Source organism: Paenibacillus sepulcri (genome assembly GCF_042647105.1).
Lineage (GTDB): Bacteria > Bacillota > Bacilli > Paenibacillales > Paenibacillaceae > Paenibacillus_Z > Paenibacillus_Z sepulcri.
The window spans coordinates 4,635,968-4,658,170 of record NZ_JBHRUP010000001.1 but is presented as its reverse complement, the minus strand read 5'-3'; the positions used below and the strand labels follow the sequence as shown (position 1 = coordinate 4,658,170).

General features: G+C 46.2%; 19 protein-coding genes and 3 pseudogenes. 7 read left to right on the top strand and 15 right to left on the bottom strand.

What is annotated here, in order from left to right:
• Positions 1 to 18: 18 nt before the first annotated feature.
• Positions 19 to 975: a BadF/BadG/BcrA/BcrD ATPase family protein gene (locus ACFOLF_RS20695; RefSeq protein ID WP_210046978.1), complete on the bottom strand. Its 957-nt coding sequence runs from the start codon at positions 973 to 975 to the stop codon at positions 19 to 21.
• A 9-nt stretch (positions 976 to 984) separates the two neighbouring features.
• Positions 985 to 2,085 carry an SIS domain-containing protein gene (locus ACFOLF_RS20690; protein WP_210046979.1) on the bottom strand — a complete coding sequence of 367 codons (1,101 nt, stop codon included), beginning with the start codon at positions 2,083 to 2,085 and terminating at the stop codon, positions 985 to 987.
• Positions 2,086 to 2,494: 409 nt separating this feature from the next.
• Here ACFOLF_RS20690 and ACFOLF_RS20685 point away from each other — a divergent pair, with 409 nt between their 5' ends.
• Together ACFOLF_RS20685 and ACFOLF_RS20680 are read left to right on the top strand one after the other, a co-directional pair.
• A complete protein-coding gene (locus tag ACFOLF_RS20685; RefSeq protein WP_210046980.1) occupies positions 2,495 to 3,184 on the top strand; it encodes a response regulator in 690 nt (229 codons plus the stop codon).
• A gap of 13 nt (positions 3,185 to 3,197) precedes the next feature.
• Positions 3,198 to 3,263: pseudogene (locus ACFOLF_RS20680) on the top strand (hypothetical protein); the annotation flags it as partial.
• A 102-nt stretch (positions 3,264 to 3,365) separates the two neighbouring features.
• Here the strand turns inward: ACFOLF_RS20680 and ACFOLF_RS20675 are convergent.
• From ACFOLF_RS20675 to ACFOLF_RS20640, 8 genes are all read right to left on the bottom strand, one after another.
• Positions 3,366 to 4,244: a hypothetical protein gene (locus ACFOLF_RS20675; RefSeq protein ID WP_210046981.1), complete on the bottom strand. Its 879-nt coding sequence runs from the start codon at positions 4,242 to 4,244 to the stop codon at positions 3,366 to 3,368.
• A 759-nt stretch (positions 4,245 to 5,003) separates the two neighbouring features.
• On the bottom strand, positions 5,004 to 5,642 hold the full coding sequence (locus ACFOLF_RS20670; protein WP_210046982.1) for an HD domain-containing protein: 639 nt from the start codon (positions 5,640 to 5,642) through the stop codon (positions 5,004 to 5,006).
• An 89-nt stretch (positions 5,643 to 5,731) separates the two neighbouring features.
• Positions 5,732 to 6,634 (bottom strand): RNA polymerase sigma factor SigJ, encoded by a 903-nt coding sequence (gene sigJ, locus ACFOLF_RS20665; protein WP_210046983.1) that lies wholly within the window; start codon positions 6,632 to 6,634, stop codon positions 5,732 to 5,734.
• A gap of 216 nt (positions 6,635 to 6,850) precedes the next feature.
• Positions 6,851 to 7,330: a DinB family protein gene (locus ACFOLF_RS20660; protein WP_210046984.1), complete on the bottom strand. Its 480-nt coding sequence runs from the start codon at positions 7,328 to 7,330 to the stop codon at positions 6,851 to 6,853.
• 157 nt (positions 7,331 to 7,487) lie between these two features.
• On the bottom strand, positions 7,488 to 8,033 hold the full coding sequence (locus ACFOLF_RS20655; RefSeq protein ID WP_210046985.1) for a GrpB family protein: 546 nt from the start codon (positions 8,031 to 8,033) through the stop codon (positions 7,488 to 7,490).
• 687 nt (positions 8,034 to 8,720) lie between these two features.
• Entirely contained in the window at positions 8,721 to 9,992 is a 1,272-nt protein-coding gene (locus ACFOLF_RS20650; RefSeq protein WP_379219491.1) for an IS110 family transposase, read from the bottom strand.
• A gap of 159 nt (positions 9,993 to 10,151) precedes the next feature.
• Complete coding sequence (locus ACFOLF_RS20645) at positions 10,152 to 10,763, bottom strand: NADPH-dependent F420 reductase (RefSeq protein WP_210047200.1); 612 nt, start codon at positions 10,761 to 10,763, stop codon at positions 10,152 to 10,154.
• Positions 10,760 to 11,188, bottom strand: a complete 429-nt coding sequence (locus ACFOLF_RS20640) for a MerR family transcriptional regulator (protein WP_210047201.1) — start codon at positions 11,186 to 11,188, stop codon at positions 10,760 to 10,762. Before ACFOLF_RS20640 ends, ACFOLF_RS20645 begins: the two co-directional genes overlap by 4 nt.
• Before the next feature lie 283 nt (positions 11,189 to 11,471).
• Between ACFOLF_RS20640 and ACFOLF_RS20635 the strand changes: the two are divergent.
• The 3 genes and pseudogenes from ACFOLF_RS20635 to ACFOLF_RS20625 form a co-directional block, all read left to right on the top strand.
• Positions 11,472 to 11,822 (top strand): annotated as a pseudogene (locus tag ACFOLF_RS20635) (transposase); the annotation flags it as partial.
• Between the two features lie 341 nt (positions 11,823 to 12,163).
• Complete coding sequence (locus ACFOLF_RS20630; protein ID WP_210047203.1) at positions 12,164 to 12,655, top strand: hypothetical protein; 492 nt, start codon at positions 12,164 to 12,166, stop codon at positions 12,653 to 12,655.
• A gap of 349 nt (positions 12,656 to 13,004) precedes the next feature.
• Positions 13,005 to 14,276: an IS110 family transposase gene (locus ACFOLF_RS20625; protein WP_210047204.1), complete on the top strand. Its 1,272-nt coding sequence runs from the start codon at positions 13,005 to 13,007 to the stop codon at positions 14,274 to 14,276.
• 379 nt (positions 14,277 to 14,655) lie between these two features.
• On the opposite strand, the gene ACFOLF_RS20620 is transcribed toward ACFOLF_RS20625, so the two are convergent.
• Positions 14,656 to 14,955 (bottom strand): hypothetical protein, encoded by a 300-nt coding sequence (locus tag ACFOLF_RS20620; protein ID WP_210047205.1) that lies wholly within the window; start codon positions 14,953 to 14,955, stop codon positions 14,656 to 14,658.
• Between the two features lie 458 nt (positions 14,956 to 15,413).
• On the opposite strand from ACFOLF_RS20620, the gene ACFOLF_RS20615 reads away from it, so the two are divergent.
• A complete protein-coding gene (locus ACFOLF_RS20615; RefSeq protein WP_210047206.1) occupies positions 15,414 to 16,616 on the top strand; it encodes an IS110 family transposase in 1,203 nt (400 codons plus the stop codon).
• Positions 16,617 to 17,227: 611 nt separating this feature from the next.
• Here ACFOLF_RS20615 and ACFOLF_RS20610 read toward each other — a convergent pair.
• Positions 17,228 to 17,737 (bottom strand): DinB family protein, encoded by a 510-nt coding sequence (locus ACFOLF_RS20610; RefSeq protein WP_210047207.1) that lies wholly within the window; start codon positions 17,735 to 17,737, stop codon positions 17,228 to 17,230.
• A gap of 492 nt (positions 17,738 to 18,229) precedes the next feature.
• Between ACFOLF_RS20610 and ACFOLF_RS20605 the strand changes: the two are divergent.
• Positions 18,230 to 19,451 (top strand): annotated as a pseudogene (locus tag ACFOLF_RS20605) (IS110 family transposase).
• A gap of 266 nt (positions 19,452 to 19,717) precedes the next feature.
• Here the strand turns inward: ACFOLF_RS20605 and ACFOLF_RS20600 are convergent.
• The 3 genes from ACFOLF_RS20600 to ACFOLF_RS20590 form a co-directional block, all read right to left on the bottom strand.
• Positions 19,718 to 20,374: an alpha/beta hydrolase gene (locus ACFOLF_RS20600; protein WP_210047171.1), complete on the bottom strand. Its 657-nt coding sequence runs from the start codon at positions 20,372 to 20,374 to the stop codon at positions 19,718 to 19,720.
• A 145-nt stretch (positions 20,375 to 20,519) separates the two neighbouring features.
• On the bottom strand, positions 20,520 to 21,149 hold the full coding sequence (locus ACFOLF_RS20595; RefSeq protein WP_210047170.1) for a LysE family translocator: 630 nt from the start codon (positions 21,147 to 21,149) through the stop codon (positions 20,520 to 20,522).
• Positions 21,150 to 21,374: 225 nt separating this feature from the next.
• Positions 21,375 to 22,037 (bottom strand): Type 1 glutamine amidotransferase-like domain-containing protein, encoded by a 663-nt coding sequence (locus ACFOLF_RS20590; RefSeq protein ID WP_210047169.1) that lies wholly within the window; start codon positions 22,035 to 22,037, stop codon positions 21,375 to 21,377.
• Between the last annotated feature and the right edge of the window lie 166 nt (positions 22,038 to 22,203).

Sequence of the window (22,203 nt, the reverse complement as noted above, 5' to 3'; positions counted from 1 at the left end):
CTGGCCTCCTCCTATTGGTTATTTTTCCTCTAGCTCAGTTATAAACGGTATTCCGCCGCCTAAATAATCCAAAGCCATCTGGGCCGCGCTGTCCGCGCCGTCAACCTGTGGACATACCAGGCTGGAATTAGGGTATTCCTGCAAAAAGAGCCGCCTGTACTCATCCGCAAAGATCGCCGAATCATGAAATACGCTACCCCACATTCCACACACAAAAGCGGATTCTTTTTCAAATTCCAGCTTCTGAACCACCTCCCGCGACACATTGACGAGTTCCATGGCACCTTTGCGCAAAATATCCACGGCAGCCTCGTCGCCATCGATTGCCGCGCTATATACCAGAGAAGCCATTTCAGGCTTAATCAGATTGCGTCGGAGGCTGTTTGCGCACTTAATCAGTTTGTTTGAGTCAAATCCGTGGAAGTGTTCGATCATATTCATAACCAATTTTGTCGTGGGAACGCTTTCATCCACCCACCTTGACATATGCTTAAGGGCCATAACGGCGAGCCACTGAGCGGAGCCTTCGTTGCCCATAATGGTGAGAGGATATCCTCCTGAGCGCGTTATTTTTCCCGTTTCATTCCGACCGACCACAATAGAACCCGCGCTTGAAATTGCCACGACGCCGACGCCTCCCGTCGCCCCGTATAGCGCTACCTTTCCGTCGTTCATACAGAAGATGGGACAAGGAAAGCCCAGTGCTGCGTAAAAACTCTCTACGACTAAAAGGTCTCCGGACGAATCAATGCCCACCGCGCCGACAACAACGCATTTGCAGTCTTCTATTTTAGCGCCGAAATCATTCAAAAGAGCTTCGGTCACTTCGGATACTAAGCGTTCGGCTTTTTTCTCTCCTACTATTTTGCGGTTGATCGCGCCTCTCGATTTTTCCGCCAGCGTCCTCCCTTCCAAATCCATTGCTTTAATTACATATTTTGTCATTCCGTCATCTACGCCGATTACGTATTTCATACAGAACCATCACTTCCCCGAATCCGATGTCTTAGTGTCCATATCAGAAGTTATTGAACGTATGGCAGGGTGGCGGACTATCCCCAGTTCCTGGGTTAGCAGCGACGATATAAGCTGTCCAAAATAAATATCCACGAACGGCGACATGAATTTACTGTCTCCCGCGTTCAACCGAAGTATATGATCTCCCTGCATGGAACCGGTTCGATCAATAATGTAACTGTTTTTGCTGGCCTTGCGAGTGATGTCCGCCATTTTTTTCATCCGGACGCTGTCTTTGTCTCCAGAATTAAAGAGGAATAAGGCAGTTTCCTCATTTATACAAATAGGCGGGCCATGCAAGAATTCCTCAAACTCATATCCGGCGCTGGGTAAGCAAAGGGTTTCCAACACTTTCAGCGCGTCTTCCTCGCCCACGGCCGCCGCCGGTCCCTTACCCACAAACAGGAAATGCCGAGCTGTTTTCAGATCGTCTAGATGAGCGCGGTAAAAGTCCTCGCACGCCTCCAAGTTTTGCTCGCCATATCCTATCGTTTCTTCCAGCAGTCCGATTTCTTTGCCATACCCCGCCTCGCTTAAATTCCCGCATAACAGCGCAGCTTCGAGCGTGGCAAGGTATAGGCAAAGCACCGTTCCTGTAACCCCTCTGGTTTTGGGGCCCACAGTCTCGTCGCCCACCGAGATGTCTACAGAAAAATCTGCTATGCGCGCAACGGGATTGTCAACGCCCGCTGTAAACGATACGGTCTGGACTCCGCCTCGCAGCTCTTCCAGCAAAGCCACGGTGTTAGACGACTTGCCGCCCTGAGAGACCGCCAGAACAAGCGGGCGCGAACCTCGGATGACCGGCGGATTGCTGGGCGGCGCGCAGGTTATTTCCACCCCCAGGATAGTTTCCATATATTCACTTGCCGCTTTGCAGGCATTCAGGCTGGAACCGCTTCCAATCAGGTAAATCCGATCCGGTTTCTGTTCGTTATAAAAATGTGCGAAACCCCCAACTATTTCCTTTCTTCCAGAAAGCAGTCTCTCCATATATGAAGGCTGGCTGCGATAATATCTGTACATCTCCCGCAACATATCATGATACTGCTGCATTGCCTGTTCCATAAGAATCGTCCTTTCGATTGGTTGAATTTCATGATTTCATCTTAATTTTCAACCGACTTTATTGTAAAGGATGAAAAAACTTGCGATCATACCCTTATCTCCAAGAACTATTAAGTTTTTCACTGGTTAAGTTTTTCACTGGCTTTGATGTTAATAGACTGATAATATTGAGCATGTTTTGTGCATTTGGCCTAATTAAAGCATTATTAATTGGAATTTTATGCTAACTTCTACTTGTCAAGTATGAATTTTCATTAGACTTTTTGGATCTATATTAATAGAATAGAATTTATTTTGGAGCCATCCCGCCTTCAAATCGTCCATCCTTCCTGTAAACGCTTCCAGATTCGTTTACTCTCTTTATCTAGCGCAACCTGCTGCCTACACAACTTCGTCAGGAGGTGATCTCATGAAGACGACTGTTAACCCTATAAAAGTTCTAATTGTGGACGGCTCGGAACAAACGCGGAATAAGCTAACACGCATTATGGCTAACAATCCGGCTATTGTTTTGGTTGGTTCTGTTGGTAACGGGTATGAAGCGGTGGCTTTCGCCGCCAATAACGCCCCTGACGTTGCGGTAATGGATATTGAAATAGAGTCCAGACTCGCGGGGCTTTATGCTATGCGCGAGATAATCAAGCTGCGGCCAAATACCAAAGTTATCATCTATACAGTCCAGAATTCCGACTATTACATCTCCAATGCGTTTCTATTCGGCGCGTCCGACTACCTCATAAAAGGCGTCTCTGAACCCGACTTACCCGACACCATAATACGGGCTGCGCAAAACCGCTCTATCATACACCCGGAAGCCGCAGAGTATTTGAGGAAGGAATATATCCAGTTGAAAAACGCCCAAGAGAACCTTTCATATACTATTCAGGTAATTCTGAAACTCACCCCGTCAGAAATGGATATACTGCACTTGTTGCGATCCGGCATGAAGTATAAGGAAATAGCCGAAGTCCGTTTTACTGAAATGACGACATTGAAGACCCATATTTCAAACCTTTTAAGGAAATTTGACAAAAAGAGTGTTGTAGAGTTGCTGGAAACCATTGAGCATACAGGGTTCTTTTTGCTGATAGACAAATAGAAGCAGGGCAAATTACGAGCGATTACAAGCAAAATTAAACGGCCTCAGTCCCATGGAATTCAGGACCAAGGCCGCTTAAGCGTTCTTTATTTTTTGTACTGTCTACTTGACGGGGTACAGTTCAGAATCCCAGTAACAAGAGAGGTGGACCAATGAAAACCGATAAAGGGCAATAGTTCTTTTATATGTTGTCAAAAATCCAGGTGCGCTGCCATGTATTGCTTTGACCCGGCGCAAGCTCCAGCTTGTGAAAGGTTTCTACGCTTACTATATGATCTGCGCACCACATCGTCATGCCGCAGATATCAATCTCGTCCTTTACGTCTACACGGGCGCCGGAGGCTTCATTTATCATCGACCATTCAAATATTTTGGGGCTGCCTATTTGTATCTCTTCCAGCGTCACCTTTGCAGAGGCAGGTGAAGGTGAATATTGCGCAAAGGTAAATCCATGTCCATCACCTTTTATATGCCCGTTTAGCACGTCTTTCCCCATATCTTTGATCGAATCCATTCGTATCTTGTAATCCGGCCCAAGAGCCATTGAGTTTATTGAAAGGAAATTATGGCAATATTCGCGGATGCTTATCGGCTTTTCTCCTTCGTTCTTAACCGTGATTTGCATGATGAGCATGTTATCCTTAACCCATATATCTTTCTTTTGGCTTATTGCATAGCCAATACAAAGTCGCGGTTCCGTTATGAATCTGGCGCTGGCCTTACTTTCCTCAACACGAACGCGGTACTGCTCGACTTCGTATCTTTCCCAGAACTTATACGGTGCGTTTTCGAACTTCTTCAAAAGACCGACGCCGAATTTGGGAAAAGGCTCACCTATCTTTGCCTCTGCGCTGACATCGAATAAATATTCGCTGCAAAGCCCGCGTCCACCGGAAGACGGATGGGAGAGATTATTAGGCTCCGTGGCGCAAAAACGATGCACTTCATCAAGCACGATTTCGGTTATAAATCCCGCCCGGTCGAAACGCGTAGTTATATTTGGAGCTTCATTCGGGTGCGCAATCTCAACACGCAAACGATCTGATTTTATTTCAAACATCACTTCTGCTCCTTTTTATTCTTACTTTTGTGATAAAACCTTCTTTGCATAAGATAGTAGAATACAGGGTTACCATGAAATCGGACTCTCCATCCGAGTCAAAATGGGGTTGTGGTGACCATCCATATCAACACGGAATGCCATTTTCGCATCCAGACACCAGCTTTGATGACATCTGGTTCGGACATATAAAGGAATTCTGTTCTCTTGCCCATATTCTTTTCTCCTTTCGAGCCTTAAAGAAATATTAATTGCGAAGTGTACATAACAAAATGTACAGTAATTTGAAAAAAATAACACGACATAACCCATAATGTCGAGGATGATTATTTTCGCTGTGTTTAGGATTGTGAATAAGAATTTTTTTTATATGCTTGACACTGGCAGGTTCACTTTACTGTAATCAGATATTTTCCGGTACATATTTGAGGAGGCGTTTGAAGTGCGCGGGTGTTAAACCACAACACACCTCATTGCAATTGAAAGGAGATGGAAAACGTTATGGAATATGAGCTGGATATATTTCGGAAGCAATCCAACAACCCGGATCGCTGACCTATGGGCAGTAAGGAACAGATATATTATCGAGACTGAACGTATTGAATCCGCGCGTTCTTCTAATTACAACACCGTGAGACTCCGAAAATAAGTATTAGACTGACTCAAAAAACGAAACAGCAGCAGCCATGGACGAGAAAAAAAGTCCTGGACTGCTGCTGTTTTATTGAACAAAAAAAGGCAACCGATCATTCAAGTCAATTACTCATCCCATGGGGAATGAAGGACATGATGGCAAAAGTTGGGACGCTCAAATCCCGGAAGAAGCAGTTCGCACACGTCGGCGTTAATCGTTCCGTAGGTGGTTTCCGGTTTGTGCTTGAAGCCTTCCAAGAATGCATGTAAGATGTCGTGTTTGAACTGGTTGCGAGGAAAAGCCTCGACGACTTGCTGCCGCGCTTCTGCTGAGATGAAATCGAAGTTCTTCCCGACCACATCATAACCGACGCCAAAATTCATAAGCGCCGCTTCGGTTTCCTTATATTCGACGATTCCGATGGATGTATGCAGGGCAACAGCGTCCCATACAAGCCGAATGGAATCTTCCGGGACGCCGCGACTTTTAAGAAAATCGCGGGCAGCATTAGCCCCGTCGACCTCAAAGCGTTTGTCCGTGCTTCGGAATGCGGGGGTAAGGCCGAGATCGTGGAAAAGCGAACTGATATAAAGCAATTCAGAATCGTATTTCATTTGATTAAGGTTACCCTTCATAGCCGAAAACAGAAATACCCGGTTCGAGTGGTTCCACAGAAGGTCGTCGGCATGCTCACGCAATAATTCAGCCGCTTCAACGGCTAGTTTACTATCAGGAATCTTTATATCTGCGATTAAATTCGTCATCAATAACTTCCTCCTTAAACTTGTTTTTAGTTTGTACATCAAAGAAGACAACTGAAGGAACATATCTGTGACAATGATCTATAAAAAATTTAGGATTGCCTTTCGAGCAAACGGGCAGCGCTTTGAAGCTTGTCCGGATTCATCATGACATATACACGAGAAATGGCCGAACCGTCAGGATTTAAAGCGAGGGAGTAAACGGCGAACGGTTTACCATCAAACATCACCATAAAACTGTCATAACCGTTGGCCACTACCTTCTTGATAGTCCCTTCCCGGAGATAATTAGAAATGGAATAGGTCAGCAAAGCCTGGACGCGATTCCGACCAGTAATCGGGTTAATAGCAGCTCTTACTTTGCCGCCGCCGTCTGTCAGCAAGATGGCGTCTTCACTAAGTAATTCAACAATGGCGGCGATATCTCCAGCGCGAAAAGCTGCGCTGAACGATGCACTAAGTGCCTGGAATTCAGGTTTTAATGGCGAAATCGGCACCCCGGCGTCGTTATTCTTAGTGTCCAGCTTGCGTTTTCCGCGACTGAACAACTGCCGGCAATTAACCTCAGATTTACCGATCCATTCTCCAATTTCCTCGAAAGCGAAGCCGAGTGTTTCCCTCAGTACAAAGACGGCCCTTTCCATCGGCGTCAGTCGCTGCATCACGACTAGATAGGCGTAGGCGATATCATCTTTAAGCTCAAACGCCTCCTCGGGATTGCCTTCTACCGCAGTTACGATCGGCTCAGGCAGCCATGGGCCGATATAGGTGGTCTTTGCCTTGCGCGATGATTTGAGCTCGTTCAGGCAGCGATTGGTGACAAGTTTACAAAGATACGCTTTTATATTAATGAGCTCACAACTATTCTGTTGTTGTAATGCTACGAACACGTCCTGAACGATATCTTCGGCGTCCTGAGACAATCCGAGCATCCTGTAGGCGATAGAGAAAAGCAACGGGCGGTATTGGTCATAAAGGGCATGGTAATCATACATTTCGTCCAGTTCCAATCATTCAGGATTTAAAAGCTTTTTTGTTTGAAGCGAATAGTATCGCTCGCGACTGAGAATAACACGATTCAATATAGAATTCCCAATTTTACCGTGATTATTTTAGAATCAAAACGCAGCCGAACATGTTGACCAGCTGCCATATCACAATACCCGCTATTGGAACAATCCTGTCCGTTCGTTCAATAGAATTTATCAGCGTTAAATATCGAATAACCTTCTGCCAATCAAGTTTGCAGTAACCGGCTTCTTTCCGATTTCTCGCGACCATACAGACAATTGACCGATATGGTGGATCTCGTGGGCGATCACGTGCCGCATCACTTCCCCGTATTTATGGGCTTCCCGTTCTCCTTCATCCGTGATATCAATCATAATGCGGTCTTCCAGGCTGTCATTCCAACCATAGACAAATGGAGCGAGTTCCACGTGGCAACGGTCGGAAAAATCTTTTATTTGCTGCAAGCTGGCCACTTCCTCGAACGGAGGGATTTCAATCGCTTTTTCTTGTATTCCACCGCATATCCAGCCATACTCGACTGCCACAATGTGATATAGCGTGGGAAGGATGTATCCTATGCCGCCGGTCCGTTTTTTCATCAACTCTTCCTCGCTCACCGTATCGCACCAGTCAAACCAATCTTTGCGAACTTGCCAGTTATACTCGAATAATTTCAACATAAGCAGCCTCCTGTAATCATAAACTTTGTTACTCCTACCATTCGCAAAATAATTGTAATATTTATGCAAATAAACCGTCCACTGGAAAAGCTCCACAGCACAGATTATGGAAGTAATTCTGATCCTCCTTGGAGCTCTGGATATAAATAAGGTAACCTTACATATCTGATATACCTGGGTTCCAGCCCACTTCTTGCGACCAAATATGAGCTTTCTGTATAATATCCCAAACGATCTGTCCTTTTCCTTCAACATATTTTGGGCGTTCATTCTTAAAAAGCTCCATTAATCGATGCTTTTCCTGAGAGTACCTTAAACAATCTGCAGGGTGTACGCGTAAATAATCTCTAAAGAGTAAAGTGATTTGTTCTGAAAAACTACCCGCTTGCCTTACATGAATATGAGTTCTTCGAGAGCCTGGCAGTTCCCGAAAATACCTCTTCGTTTTGTCTGGATTTTCTCCTCTTAATACGAAACCTACTTTTTCAATCTTGGTCTTATAGTTTAAAACATCATCGTAATTTAAAACAGATATTTGGATATCAATGATTGGCTTTGCATCCAAACCCATAACCGAAGTGGAGCCGACATGATCAATACGAATTGCCAAATTTCCCAATGAAGTTCTTAATTTTGCAGCGATATCATTGAACAGCCTTTTCCATTCCGGATCATGTTTAGCTATCCTCCATTGCTCATCCATTGTAATCTCCTTTCATATTAGTCGTTAAAGAAAGCTTAGCTCAATTTTACCATTATCCGGTCAATCGTATTACACATAATGCTGGATCGGGGTCGGCACTTCCATCACCAGTTCGATCTCTTCCCTTCGTTCCTTTCGCAGCAAGATGACATCCGGAATTTCGCTGCTTTCTGTAGCAGCCTCCTCGATCGCATATAATAAAACGTACGGGAACGTGATATGTATACAAGCCCAACAAAAAAAGGCAATCCCCGGCAAACACCGAAAAAGATTGCCTACCGCGACTGCCTTTCACCATTGAACTCCCTCGGTACGATTAAGTTTTCTCACGAATGCTCGCTTATTCGCAGGATTTCACCCTTGATAGACATGGATGAAGGACGCTCGGGTGACCACTTCATAGACCTGGACAACATGGAGGCGTGAGGAAATAGAGGGGGAGACTATTCCCCCCATGTTCTTCCATATCCTGCACGTATTCTCCACGCCGTCCCTGGAGGTTCTCACTCCCATGCCTCAACGGGTCGATGCCCTTTCATTCCTTCGTTACGCCTGTCCAAGGGGTGGAGGCCGGTCTTGCTATCGTTACGGGTCGGTGCCCTTTGGTTCAATGTATCCGGTACGCCGTGCTTTCTTTGAAATCCCGCGAATAAGCCAAAATTCGTGCAACGAAACGGTAGGTATCGATTAAGCTGCTAGCTGGATTGGCATTGTTTTAGGAGGGTTGTAGGCTTCGCCGCTGCGAGCCATTCCAACCAATATTCTCGCTAACTTGCCACACAATTTCATAATGGACCTCATCTTCTTCATCTTCTTCACCTGCACATTGTAGGCATGCATCGCTTTAAACTCCGGATTGTTCGCAACTAAACTCATTGTCATCATGAAGATGAAACGTCGGAGTCGGGATCGTCCTCGTTTGCTAATCTTCATTTGTCCGGTCCATTTGCCTGAGCTTGCTTCTGCGAGGTTGAGACCGGCATGTCGCAGTAAGGCATTCCCGTGAACAAAGCCACTTAAATCCCCCGCCTCGCCTAGAATACCAGCCAGTGAAATGGCGCTGATCCCTTTGACAGCAAGCATAAATTTCGCAAATGGAATCCGTTCTAAAACGGCAACAATCTCCGTCTCTACTGTTTCTAACTGCAGGCAAGCAAGATCGTACTCATCGAGAAGCTGCTTCAAGTGAAGCTTGTAGGCATGCAAGGCCTGCTTAGAACCCACAGAACGGCTAGCAAGAGCGATAAGGGTTCGGGCTTTTCGCTCACCAGCATGCCGTTTCATGAGTGATTTCCAACCTTGTATGACATCTTGGGGCTGTAAGGTACACATGTCATCGGGCGTTGGAAAAAGACGAAGTGTGGCCAATGAACCGGTGCACATGATGTTCGTGAAGACTTGCCGCAGCTCAGGGAAAACCACGTCGACCCAGCGATGAATTTGGTTCTTCGCACTAACGAGTCTCTTCACGACAAAGTCGCGATTGGAGAGAAAGACACGTCGTTCTTCAAAGGCTGCTGGTGTTGTACGAGTGAAGGAGTAGTATCCGTTTTTGACCATGTCGGCGATGACCAGAGCATCCTTTTTATCGCTCTTTGAGGGCGTGTTGTCGCGGTTTTCTTTGTTCTTCTTTACAAGATGCGGATTGACGAGAACAACCTCAAACTGACGTTCGGCAAGCCACTTGGATACGTTAAGCCAGTAGTGTCCGGTAGGCTCCATGCCAACAATGGCCGCCGTTAAAGCATGGGCAGATTGTAGCGTCTGGATCCACCGAAGAAGATTGTGAAAACCTTCCTCATCATTCGAGAAGGATAGGCGATTACCAAGCACAATACCTCGAAAGTTCACAGCTCGTGCGACATGCGTTTGCTGGGCGATGTCAATCCCAACGACTAGATGTTGGGCCGTAATTTTTTCAAGGAGTTGATTTTGTTTGTCCTGCGATTTAAACTTCATAGTAGAGCGTCCTCCTGGATGATGGGATTTAAAGGGCTATGACCCGTTGCGTACTCCCATCGTACCGAGGCGCTCGTTTTTTTGCAAAGCAGTAATTTAATGCTCTACAGGAATGCTATCGTACCCATTAGTTCAAGAATGGATTAAACGTCTTAGAACCTAAACGTCTGTATCTCGTCTCAATATTCGCAAACTGTAATCACGTCCAAATCGAGGTGAGAGTATGCTCCAAAGTGAACCCATAGCGGTTTCAATTTTCTCCATATTTGTTGAACCGCCCACGTCCACTGGATCAAGTCCGATGTCGCAAGATAACTGGGCGACGACTTCTTTTGCCTCGGGATCATCGCCGCTCAGAAACGCAGTTGCGTTAATTGGACCATATTGAGGGTTTGCCAGTACTTCCCATGGAAGCGTGTTGTAAGTTCGAACAACGCGGGCATTTTTTGCTAGTCGAAGTACTTCCATATCTGCCGATTTGCCATCAAAACGGTTTGTGCAATTGATGAGGATTTTATTGTTTAGATCCCCTGCTTCTTCCAAAACCCGTTCAACTTCGGTAGGTAGAACGGCCAAAAGGATAACCTCACCAAAGGCAATTGCATCCTGCACGGTTCCCGCTTGAGCGTTTGCCCCAGATGCTTGGAGCAAAGTTCGTATTTTATCGCTTTGCGGGTCGCGTGAGCCAAACATCACATGATGTCCGTGTCCAGCCCACAATCTCCCCAATGTTCCACCCATATTTCCTGAACCGATAGAAGCAATTTTCATTTCGATATCTCCTTTACTTCTTCTAATTTTATATTTCCATTCAAAATGTCATTGTAATAATCTAACTTCTCTTTCGTTCGTTTAATAATGTCGTCCAGTTCTCTACGTTGTTTTTCCATGCTGTTTAAATGCTCTGTGAGAATCTTGCTTCGACTCGATAACGTTTGTCTATCGTCAAGATCCCACATGGATGAATGATTCTCAAAAAATTGGCTTTCCTGAATAAACTCCTTAATATCTTCTAACGATAATCCGGTTTTCTTTAGACAATGTACAGATCTCACTAGATGAACATCATCGTCGCTATACGTACGTACCCCGCCAGAGCTTCTCTGGGGTGACTTTAATAAACCGATCTTTTCATAATATCTTAGGGTATCGGGACTAAATCCTGTAAGCTCGGCAAATTGCCGAATCGTATACATATTTCATCACCACCTCTCTTTCAATATTCTATCCGTTGGAGACGACTCCAAGTCAACACCTATATGATTAATTTGCCCGTTAGCTCAAAACCACCTATGTTCTCCAGCCCCGTAAATAGGGGCTTTTTTGGTTCACCATGACAGTTAAAGTGATGCTGATTCGAGGGGGAATGGAAAAAAAGGAAAGGACCATAATGGTCCTTTCCTCAGGCTGTCGAGAAAGTCTCGACAGCCTTTTCTATCCCCACTTAATTTAACACGACACCGCGTTAATATGGTATACCGTAAAGGCTACCAACACTATGCTTCCGATCCAAAGCAATGCGCAACCTGCCCGATGGTGGAGAAATGCACCCACTCCCCCAACAAGCGAAACGTGGTGACGCGCCACGTTTGGGAAGCAAGTAAGGAACAGGTGCGGATGAACCGGCTCAGCAAATCCGGTAAACAGTTGTACCGCAAACGAAAAGAGACGATCGAGCGAAGCTTCGCGGACGCTAAAGAGCTCCATGGGTTTCACTATTGCCGTTTGCGGGGGCTGCAGAATGCGACCGAACAAGCACTCATGACCATAACGGTCCAGAACATGAAGAAGATTGCTCTCCAGCTAGAAAGGAGGGCTTCGAAGGGATAATGCCCCCTTCGAAGCCCTAGGAAACAGAATATATTCAAAAAAAAGAAACCCAGCGTTAAAAATAATGGGTTTCTCGACACTCTGAGGAAAGGACCATAATGGTCCTTTCCTATTGAGCTAATGTACCCGTTTAGCGTAATAAGTTTTACCCAAAAGGGAGTTTGTTTTGTATTTCTTAATTGCTTTTAATAATGTAATGGAAATCCCCTAAGGGATGTAGAGGCACTCGATAATGTCGCCGGTAACATGACCGACAGGGATATCAACCCCCTCTAATAAAAAAAATCATAATAATTCCAAGTGGTGGAATAATATCTGGAAAGCAACTTGGAGGAATTAATATGAAGCAGAATAAATTTGTTTGTATATTAGCCTTGGTTTCTCTTCTATGCATTACTGGATTTGAATCCCCCCCTAAAATTATTGTCTCCAAAATGGAAATTAAAGTGTTAGAAATCGCATCAGCTCTTAGATATGACTTTATTTTGAAGAACGAAGGAGGGTTATTTCCTGATCAAAAAGACTTATCGCATCACCAAACGTTGGGGAACGATTTGAGCCATGGATTTTTGGTCATACCTAATGGAAAATTAGCTTCTTTGATGGAGCTAGTTCCAAATGCAAAGTTTACAATTATGAGGCCACACGGCGGTGGATCTTCAGGATCCTTGAAAAATGAGGGAGAGATCAAAATTCATTTGGAATATGCAATTAAAAAGGGGGCGGATTTAAAAGCTGTTAAAGAATATGCATCAGATTCTCATTTGTACATTTTTGATGGTTCACAGGAAATAGCCAAAATATCATTAAACAAAGTCATGAACAAGTCATAAAAACATTTTGGGTTGTAAAAAAGAGCCAAAGGGTAGAACCCTGAAGGCTCTTTTTATGTGATGAGTCTCCATTGTGATCAATTACTTATCTCATTGTTCAGGGCGCTTCGACTGCCGCAATTCACCAGTTAAATATATTCATCCTCATACCCATTTATCCTCCTAATTTAGTTCAAATTTTGAGGCTGCCGCTCGATCTTTGAAATACCAGCTGGATCCTCCACTAATGTCCCCGTTAGGATTCCTGTAGAGCGTTAATTTTGAGCTTTGCATTAAAACGAGCGACTCCGGTACGATGGGGTAGTCACGGGTCATAGCCCTTTAACCATCTTAATGAGGTCGCTCTATCTTGAATTTTAAAGCTCAAGCCAAACAAAATCAACTGCTCGAACGCATTTCAACCCAGCACCTTGTCGTCGGCATCGACATCGCCCAGCAGTCCCATGTTGCTCGCGCTGTCAACTTCCGTGGAATCACGCTCGGCACTCCGCTTCATTTCTCCAACAACGATGCCGGCTTTAACCAACTGCTGCAGTGGATGAAAGATATGCAGGAAACGCACCAACTAAACGACACCATCATCGGTATGGAACCAACCGGCCACTACTGGCTCAGTCTCGCCGCCTGGCTCAAAGACCGAAGCCTCGAGGTCGTGTTGGTAAACCCTCATCTCGTCAAAAAGAACAAGGAAAACCGAGATAATACTCCCTCCAAAAGCGACATCAAGGATGCCTTGGTTATCGCCGACATGGTGAAAAACGGCTACTACACGGTCATTAAAGATACCAGTGAAGTGTTCATAGAACTGCGAGTGCTCATGGCGAATCGAGAGACAATCGTCCATCGTCTTGTCAGCGTCAAGAACCAGATCCATCGCTGGGTCGACATTGTGTTTCCAGAGCTGAGGCAGGTATATAAGCACCTCATTGGCTCCGGTTCGCTCGCTACACTGCGTCTCTTTCCAACGCCTGCTGATCTTCAAAAGCTAACCGTTCGCCAGGTACTCGACGGCTGGAAAACAGTCATGAAACGGCACAGCGGTGAACGTAGAGCCAGCGAGTTGCTAGCTCTAGCAACTCAATCAGTCGGCGCGAGGCATGCTGAGAAAGCTTACAAGCTCCATCTAAAGCAACTGCTGGCCGAGTACGATCTGGCTACCGAGCAGTTGCAGGTGATCGAGAAAGAATTGGCAGTTACGCTAAAGCGGATCCCGCTAGCCACGCCAATGCTTGCGATGAAAGGCATAAGCGTCCTGTCTGTTGCAGGCATTCTAGGCGAAGCCGGCAACCTCAGCGGCTATTCGCATGGTAATGCGCTGCTGCGGCATGCCGGCCTCAACCTGGCCGAAGCGAGTTCCGGCAAGTGGAACGGCCAGATGTCACTTAGCAAACGCGGCCGGCCAAGGCTCCGACATGTCTTGTTCATGGCAACCATGGCTCTAATCTTGAACGATGAAACATTCAAGCGCCTACATGAAGCGAATGTGAAAAGCAAGAACATGAAACCGATACGCTCGGTAATGAAACTGGTCGGCAAGTTGGCTCGCATTCTGGTTGCCATGGCACGCAGTGGCGAAGCTTACGAACCGAATCGAGCTCTTCCCATGAAACAGGTTGCTTAGCCGCTTCACCATCCCACGAAAATTGGCTTATTCGCAGGATCTCAAGATTGCACGGAGTACCGGACTGCGTTAAACAAAAGGGCATAGACCCGTACCGTTAGGAATACCGGCCTCCACCCTCTGGATAGGCGTAACGAAGGAATGAAAGGGCATTGACCCGTCGAGAAATGGGAGTGAAAGCCTCCGGAGGTTATGTGGAGTAGCGTGCAGCAGAGCAACAAAAAAGAGGAGCGAAAACTCGCCCCTTCTGTTCCCGCATGCGCGTTGGTTTCCAATTTGACGGCTCTCTCCCCATTCCATCCGGGTTACAATTCATCCTGTGGTGAAATCCTGCGAATAAGCGAGCATTCGTGAGAAAACTTAATCGTACCGAGGGAGCTTAATCAAAATAAATATCAATAATTTCTCCCTCTGCAACTTTTCTAGATTCAAACAGTTCAAACTTACTCCCTATATATACTAATTCTTGAGGTGCTCTTTCTGGGAATAGAAAACAAAAGTCACAAATTGTTATATAGTCATCGTAATTGGAATTGATTTTCAAGACGACACTCCATGCTTCAGTTTGGTCACTATCTAAAAAATGCGCAGCTGTTGAGTAGTCTTTAATAGGAAACCGTTTTTTACCCCCATGTTCAGTAGGTACCCATTTGATACGTGCGGTTACTCTCTTTTGCACTAAACATCACCACCATAACATTCCTCCATGTTGCCTTTTGAAAAAGGTAAAAGGTTTGTATACTCTTCTTTGTTTTTCATGGTTTCGTTCCTTATAGTAGAATTATCACACACCTATTTCCTTATAATTCCACATTGTGACTGAGATATCCTGCCATTTGAAGTAGCGAAGTGCTGCGCGCGGCAGCACTTCGGCATTGCGCTATCGTACCCGTTCGTATTATGAGGTCACCAGATCTTTCTGGTGGACCTCATTTTTGTGTGGTCGTAAGATAGCGATAGCCGGGGATTGAACGTTCGTGCCCGTGGGACTGGGATCCCGAGAGCTATACAGTTCATCCCCCCTACTTGTTAAACCATGATTAGGCTGGTTGGGACGATGATCCCGAATCACATGCGATAATGTGGACGACAAAAAGGTTAGGGGTTGCCGGCTACTATCATATGAGGAGTGGTTTAATGAACCCTGTCATTGGATTGGATGTATCGAAAGGAGAAAGTCACGCACAAGCTTTTTCAGATCGAGGAACACCCCACGGAAAGACCTTCCGATTTGAGCACAATCTTGAGGGATTAGCGTCCTTCCTCCGCTATGCTAAAGACCTGGAATCCTTTACTGGACAGCGTCCAGCCGTGGTGCTAGAAGCAACAGGTCATTATCACAGCCCAGTCGTTCAGTTCCTGGATGAGCATCAGTACCTGTACATTGTCATCAATCCGTTCATTTCATACCAAGCAAAAAAGACCCATTTACGCAAAGTGAAAACAGATGTTGCAGATGCGTACCAACTGGGGGAATTGTTCTATAAAGAAGAGCTGGAGCCTTCCAAAAAACGAGGTCAGTACCTGATGAATCTGCGTTACCTGACACGGCAGTATGAGTCTCTGACGGATATGTATGTCCAAGCAAAGCTGCAGTTCCAGGCTGTGCTGGATCAAGTCTTTCCGGAATATCATGGCGTGTTTGGTGACCTTTATTCGAAAGTGTCACTTCGTTTCCTTGCACTGTACCCAACTTCTCAATCGGTGCTAGCCCTGTCTGAGAAAGATGTAACGGCTCAGATACAGCACCTTGTGGGACATGTCAGCTCCAATCGGTGGTCGCTTGAGAAGGCACAAATACTAATAGCAGCGGCTGAACGAAATCCCTTCAAGAAGACTGCTTTCCAGGGCCATTTAATTTCACTGGAACTGCTCAATAATTTGCTACTTCAATACCAAGAGCATCTAGCGAAACTTGATAAATCGATAGAGGCCCTGGCTGAAGAATTAATAGAATATGATTTAATCCAATCGATACCCGGCATTGGCACTAAAATTGCTGCAACAATTTTAGCTGAAATCGGGGAAATCGATCGATTTGATCACGCAAAGAAACTAATTGCATTTGCCGGTATTGATCCAAGCGTTTTTTCTTCCGGCAAGTTTACAGCTACCCGAAATACAATCACTAAACGTGGTTCTAGAAGGCTCCGAACAGCCTTATACCAAGCTGTACGGTGTGGAATACGAAGCTCACGCAATAAAAAATTGAGGTCTTATTACGATAAAAAGCGTGCAGAGGGCAAATTGTTTAAAGTAGCTGTGATCGCTTGTGCAAATAATCGGATCCACTGGATATATGCAATCTTAACCAAGAAAGAAACTTTCCGCTTAGACTAAAAAAGAAATACTTAGACATTGAGGTAAACCTTCCCAAAATCTATGGGACGGTTATTTGTCATTCCCTTTTACCAGTATAGCATCCTTCGATTGGTCCATTAATAATTAAATATTGACAACCTATTAGCTGGTATAGTTCAAACCACAGATAGAGATCGTCCAGACTATGAGTGCGAAAATCAATCCACTCCAGAAAACTTCAGCAGTATAAGATGCCCCTTTCACAATCTTTTTTATTGCTCTTAAAAATGCAACTACAAACAAAAAACCCAAAATGGGTATAAAATAAACTCCAATAAATAAGAATATCGCCATAATAGCACCTAGTTCCCTTTTTAGAATATAATCAATCGACAACACCGTACTAAGGTAATCTGTCCGTTAGCGTGGAAAGGCAGCTGGATGATGTCGGCTGCCTCGTTGTGATCTTTTATTCAGCTATCGTACCTGTTAGTTGAATGACTTCTTCTTGTTTAAGATTATTATTGGCTATTCATTTTTTGACAAAACTCCAGTCAGCAACCAATCGCTGCTGTTTTTTCAACCCGTCTTGTCCTCTCTTCATATCAGTCTATGAACGAGGCGGGAAGGGTGCCATAAAGTAAGGACGACTAACTCAAGTAAAGATTTCGGATGACCCCCATGTGATGAAGCTCGTGTCCTGCCATGCCGTAAGCGAGGGCGCGCGCCGTAATGCTTACGTTGTTGGCTTTGCCCTTGCGGGACCACGCCTCCGTCGGTAACCCGCGCAGCAGTGTGATCGTCGATTGCCGTACGGCCCGGTAGTCTTCGGCCAATTGAGCGGTTGTCCAGCTTCCGAAAGGAGGAATGAACAATTCCTGGTCGAAACCGGGCAGAGGCGTCTGATCCCCTCTTGCAAATCGGAGCAGGCGGTAGGACATGACGCGTTCACTGTCTGCGATGTGGCCCACGACTTCTTTCAGCGTCCATTTTCCTTCCGCATACCGATAGGCGCTCTGGCTTTCGGTCAACGATGCCAGCAGCTCGGTCATTTGCTTTTCCTGGGCGAGCAGAATGTCGATGATGTTGCCTTCCGGCACCAACCGGATATACTCGCCGGCGTCCCCGGCGTATTCTTCTTCTGACGGTCTTTGGTTCATGCGTAATCACCTTTCTATGAAGATATAGAAAACTAAAATGTTCTTTCCAATGCTCTACCGCAATTTTTTTGCGAAATTCGTAACTTCGGCATATCTAATGAATTCGCGAAAGAATAGAACTTACCTTCCAACAATTGAGAGTAAGCAACCACTTAGTTGGTTGGCCGCCACGCTAAACTGCCAGTTAGCGTAACGAAGGACTGCCGCTCGGCAGCCCTTCAGTATTGCGCTATCGTACCCGTTAGCCATCCATGCCCCTTCTCGGGGCACCACAGAGTAATGAAAATTTTGGTGCGGCGTTTTATACTATTCTTACAGCTGGTGAGGAAGGTCGTTAAGCTATGGTGTCGCGAACCCATCCGTTAGTCTGACTACGACGATCACGGTGCACCACGGTATGTCGCTCCTTTTGGGAAGCACGCGGGGTAGAGTAATCTTTTTCTGGTTGTTGCACCAGTCCTCAATTTCAATTGCCGTAGAAAGGTGAATGTTATGGATGTCCTGATCGAACGCGCTTGTGGTTTGGATGTTCAAGAAGTCCATTACCGCTTGCGTCATGACTCCCGAAGGAAAGGAGATTAAGACCTTTCGTACGCATACGGTGTTCCTGCTGGATTTAATCGACTGGATCAAGCAGCATCGCTGTACGCACGTGGCCATGGAGAGTACCGGTGTTTACTGGAAACCCATCGTCAACCTGCTTGAAGCCGAGGAGATTCAATTCCTCGTCGTAAACGCACAGCACATTAAAGCTGTTCCCGGCAGGAAGACGGATGTGAAAGATGCCGAGTGGATCTGTAACCTTCTGCGTCATGGACTGCTCAAACCCAGCTACATTCCGGACCGTAACCAACGCGAACTTCGCGAATTAGTCCGTTACCGTCGCAGCCTCATTCAGGAACGCTCCCGCGAACATAACCGGGTCCAAAAGGTCTTGGAAGGCGCCAATATTAAGCTCGCTGCTGTTGTCTCCGATATTATGGGCGTGAGCAGCCGCGATAGGATGGGTGCCATGATCGAGGGAGAAGAAGATCCCGAAAAGCTGGCAGCTTTCGCGCGACGAACACTGAAGAAAAAGAAGGAAGAGTTGGAATTGGCCTTACGCGGCAACATGAGTGCCCACCAGCGGATCATGCTGAAAACCATGCTCACTCACGTCGATTTTTTGAATGAGCAGATTCTCGAACTGGATACGGAGGTAGCCAAACGGCTCGACCCTTTTCAGCAAGACATTGAACGGCTGGATACGATTCCAGGGATCGGCCGGCGTACCGCCGAACAAATCTTAGCCGAAGTTGGGACTGACGTCGCTTCACGCTTCCCATCTGCCGCTCATCTCTGTTCGTGGGCTGGCCTCGTTCCAGGGCAAAATGAAAGTGCCGGAAAACGTAAATCCTCGAAAACTCGCAAAGGCAACAAATATCTCCGAGCGGCACTGATCGAAGTCGCCCACTCCGTATGCAGATCTGACAACTACCTGGGAGCCCAGTACCGGCGCATCGCCGCCCGAAAAGGGAGACACCGAGCAGCCGTAGCTGTTGCGCACTCGATCATGATCATTGCTTACCATCTCCTTGCGCGCAAAGAGGATTACAAAGATTTAGGCAGTCATTACTTTGAACAGCGACAGCAAGATGCGATTGTTAGACAAGCCGTACGAAAGCTCGAGAATCTTGGTTTTCAAGTCGCTCTTTCTAATTCGGAGGCCTCTTAACTTCCTATTGTTTCATACATTCCTAAGAAGCACAGCTTTTAAAAACCATCAAAGCTGGGCTTAGCTTCATGCTGCCATTTTTGGGTTTATGCTAAGAGTAATTTTCGGGGTAGCGTAATGATGATTCGCGCAATGGTCCCAACCGGACGATCCGCTGACGATGCAAGCCAGGACGATTGGGCTGCTCACCATCAGGGCTTGCAATGTCGTCGGAGTAGGCGGGTCGGATGCGAGTCAAACCCACTTGACCCGGGCTCGGCGGATGTTTATCGTCCAAACGCCCACGCCACCATCAGCGGGAACTCTTCTCGCCACATCACATCGTCGTGCGACGCGACCCGCTCTCTCATTTCAACGTCCGCACCTGCATCGCGCAGCGCAGCCGCCCACCGGGTCGCGTTCTCGAGGAAGAACGGCTCCAGTGTGCCGGCTACGAGGTAGGTGCGCGGTAGCGGGCTTGGCATCACGGCAGGCGGTCGGTAGCCCCCGCCTGGCGACGCGGAGAAGACCGTACCGTAGATGTCCGGATGCCGAAGGCCTATGGCGAGTGAGAGTTCTCCACTCGCCGACACGCCGCACACCGCGGTGCGTTTGGCGGGCAGCGCGACGCTGAAGCGCGATCGCACCCATCGGCGGACGTCTTCGACGAAGAACCTCTCGTGTGCCGCGAACCGTTCCTGGTCGAACGGCGGTGAGTACTCATGGATGCGCACCATCTCATCCTCATCGGACGTCCGGTAGGCACCGACGATCATCGTGGGCGGTACGTCGGCGGCCTCGAGGTACCCGCCCCACTGCGAGATCAGCTGACCGTCACCGGCGAACACGACTGCCTGGGGTGGATCCGGAGGGACGTACACCGTAACCTGCCGACCACCATCATACTCGAGCGTCTCTGTGACGAGCTCTCCCGCGATCTTCATATCTCACATCTCCTGTGTTCATAATTAAACTTATCTCATGTAGCACAACGAGGGGCTATATGTTCCTATTTATTATAACTCAGCGTTTAAAAAAACCGCTCCAAAATGCGTTCAACTATCGTACCCGTTCGTTGAAGAAAGATTTTTAAGATGCTTTTGTCTGAAACAACTTTATTCCTAATCCAATGAAAATGATCCCTGTTATTTTATTCAATATAAATTCTACTTTTGGATTATTTCTCAATTTTTTAGTTGCATATGAAGAAAAAATAGCTACTAACAAACACCAAACAGTTCCCGTCATAACAAAAGAAAGTCCTAAAATAATAAAGGGTAAAGGACCATAAGTATTATCCCCTGAAATAAACTGAGGAAGAAAAGAAATGAAAAACAAAGCCACTTTTGGATTAGTAACATTAGTCAGAAGACCTTGAGTATATATCTTTTTTAATGACATACTTTTCGTATCCTTGAGTTCTAAATTAGATGATTTTTGTATTAACATTCGAACACCAAGATAAATCAGATATCCTGCACCTATTATTTTAATAATAGTAAATAAGACAACTGATGTTGTAAGAATTACAGATAAACCAACAGCAGCTAGAAAGGTATGCACTAATGAACCCGTGGAAATGCCAAGAACAGAATAAATTCCTGCTTTTTTCCCTTGCGATACACTTCTGCTAACGATGTACATTGTATCTGTACCAGGAGTTATATTCATCAATAAGGCAGTTAATAAAAAAAGTCCGAAACTTGTTATTCCAACCAATATGACCCACTCCAATCCAATTTTATTTAACAATTTATATGGATATTGAATAATACTGCCCGTTCGCAATGACGGCTACCCCGCGGTAGCCGTTTCGGTGTTCAACTCTCGTACCCTTTAGCTTAATAAAGTAATCAACATTCACTTTCGACTAACGCACCTCTAAACCGACCGTAATAATTACCACTAAGGTTCCACCAATTATATGTAAACAGCGGAGTAATATCAGGGCGAAAACAGTTTCCAATGCCCTTCGGAGACAACTTCGACCGCTCCGTCGATCACTTTGATGGCGGTCTGATCATCAATCGCATACGCTGGCCCTTGCATCCCGGCGGCCCATCTCTCTGCATCAGCCATGGTGTTTCTCGGCAGCATCTCGTGATCCAGATGCGGAAATATCGCAAAATCAACCAGTCTTAGCGTTTCATCGCCACCGTTGGGTGGAGTCCACTCAACGAAGAAATTCCCGATGTTAGGTGCCATTACCATGCTCCCAGCACTCAGTCCCACATAGACTAAGTTCAGCGACGGCAAGAGGTCTGCCAGTCCGGACTGCCGCATCCAGTAACACAGATACAAGGGGTCACCGCCATTTACTAGTAGAACGTCAGTCTCCTTGACCATAGGAACCCAAAGCTCTTCATCGATGCTAGGCAACGCGGTGAGCTCCAGAACCCCCATGGACTTCCAGCCCAGCTCACACATCGGTGTGGTGGCTTGTCCGCTAAAGAACTGCCATGCATGGCCCGCACCACCTCGTATGGCGTACACCGCAGTAGTAATGCAGAGGGCGGTAGACTCGGCAATCGGCTTGCCCAGCATGTCAACCAGCGCGTCGTGTATGCTTTGGTTTTTGATACCTGCAGATGTGAGCAGAAATTTCATAACTTCACTCCTTTGTGTGTGTCTGTCGTTTATTCTTTTAGACTTTAGGGGGGTTGTCTACATAAACTATATTTTAGGACATTTCAGTTCGGATTGTTTCTTACAGATTGCTAATCTTAATCTGCCCGTTACTTCAAAAGAAAAAGGAGCAGCTGCCGCAGCACGC

Excerpts from the sequence above, each read along its gene's own strand:
- ACFOLF_RS20695 (WP_210046978.1), bottom strand. The coding sequence starts at position 975 with ATGAAATACGTAATCGGCGTAGATGACGGAATGACAAAATATGTAATT.
- ACFOLF_RS20690 (WP_210046979.1), bottom strand. The coding sequence starts at position 2,085 with ATGGAACAGGCAATGCAGCAGTATCATGATATGTTGCGGGAGATGTAC.
- ACFOLF_RS20685 (WP_210046980.1), top strand. The coding sequence starts at position 2,495 with ATGAAGACGACTGTTAACCCTATAAAAGTTCTAATTGTGGACGGCTCG.
- ACFOLF_RS20675 (WP_210046981.1), bottom strand. The coding sequence starts at position 4,244 with ATGTTTGAAATAAAATCAGATCGTTTGCGTGTTGAGATTGCGCACCCG.
- ACFOLF_RS20670 (WP_210046982.1), bottom strand. The coding sequence starts at position 5,642 with ATGACGAATTTAATCGCAGATATAAAGATTCCTGATAGTAAACTAGCC.
- sigJ (WP_210046983.1), bottom strand. The coding sequence starts at position 6,634 with ATGTATGATTACCATGCCCTTTATGACCAATACCGCCCGTTGCTTTTC.
- ACFOLF_RS20660 (WP_210046984.1), bottom strand. The coding sequence starts at position 7,330 with ATGTTGAAATTATTCGAGTATAACTGGCAAGTTCGCAAAGATTGGTTT.
- ACFOLF_RS20655 (WP_210046985.1), bottom strand. The coding sequence starts at position 8,033 with ATGGATGAGCAATGGAGGATAGCTAAACATGATCCGGAATGGAAAAGG.
- ACFOLF_RS20650 (WP_379219491.1), bottom strand. The coding sequence starts at position 9,992 with ATGAAGTTTAAATCGCAGGACAAACAAAATCAACTCCTTGAAAAAATT.
- ACFOLF_RS20645 (WP_210047200.1), bottom strand. The coding sequence starts at position 10,763 with ATGAAAATTGCTTCTATCGGTTCAGGAAATATGGGTGGAACATTGGGG.
- ACFOLF_RS20640 (WP_210047201.1), bottom strand. The coding sequence starts at position 11,188 with ATGTATACGATTCGGCAATTTGCCGAGCTTACAGGATTTAGTCCCGAT.
- ACFOLF_RS20630 (WP_210047203.1), top strand. The coding sequence starts at position 12,164 with ATGAAGCAGAATAAATTTGTTTGTATATTAGCCTTGGTTTCTCTTCTA.
- ACFOLF_RS20615 (WP_210047206.1), top strand. The coding sequence starts at position 15,414 with ATGAACCCTGTCATTGGATTGGATGTATCGAAAGGAGAAAGTCACGCA.
- ACFOLF_RS20610 (WP_210047207.1), bottom strand. The coding sequence starts at position 17,737 with ATGAACCAAAGACCGTCAGAAGAAGAATACGCCGGGGACGCCGGCGAG.
- ACFOLF_RS20600 (WP_210047171.1), bottom strand. The coding sequence starts at position 20,374 with ATGAAGATCGCGGGAGAGCTCGTCACAGAGACGCTCGAGTATGATGGT.
- ACFOLF_RS20590 (WP_210047169.1), bottom strand. The coding sequence starts at position 22,037 with ATGAAATTTCTGCTCACATCTGCAGGTATCAAAAACCAAAGCATACAC.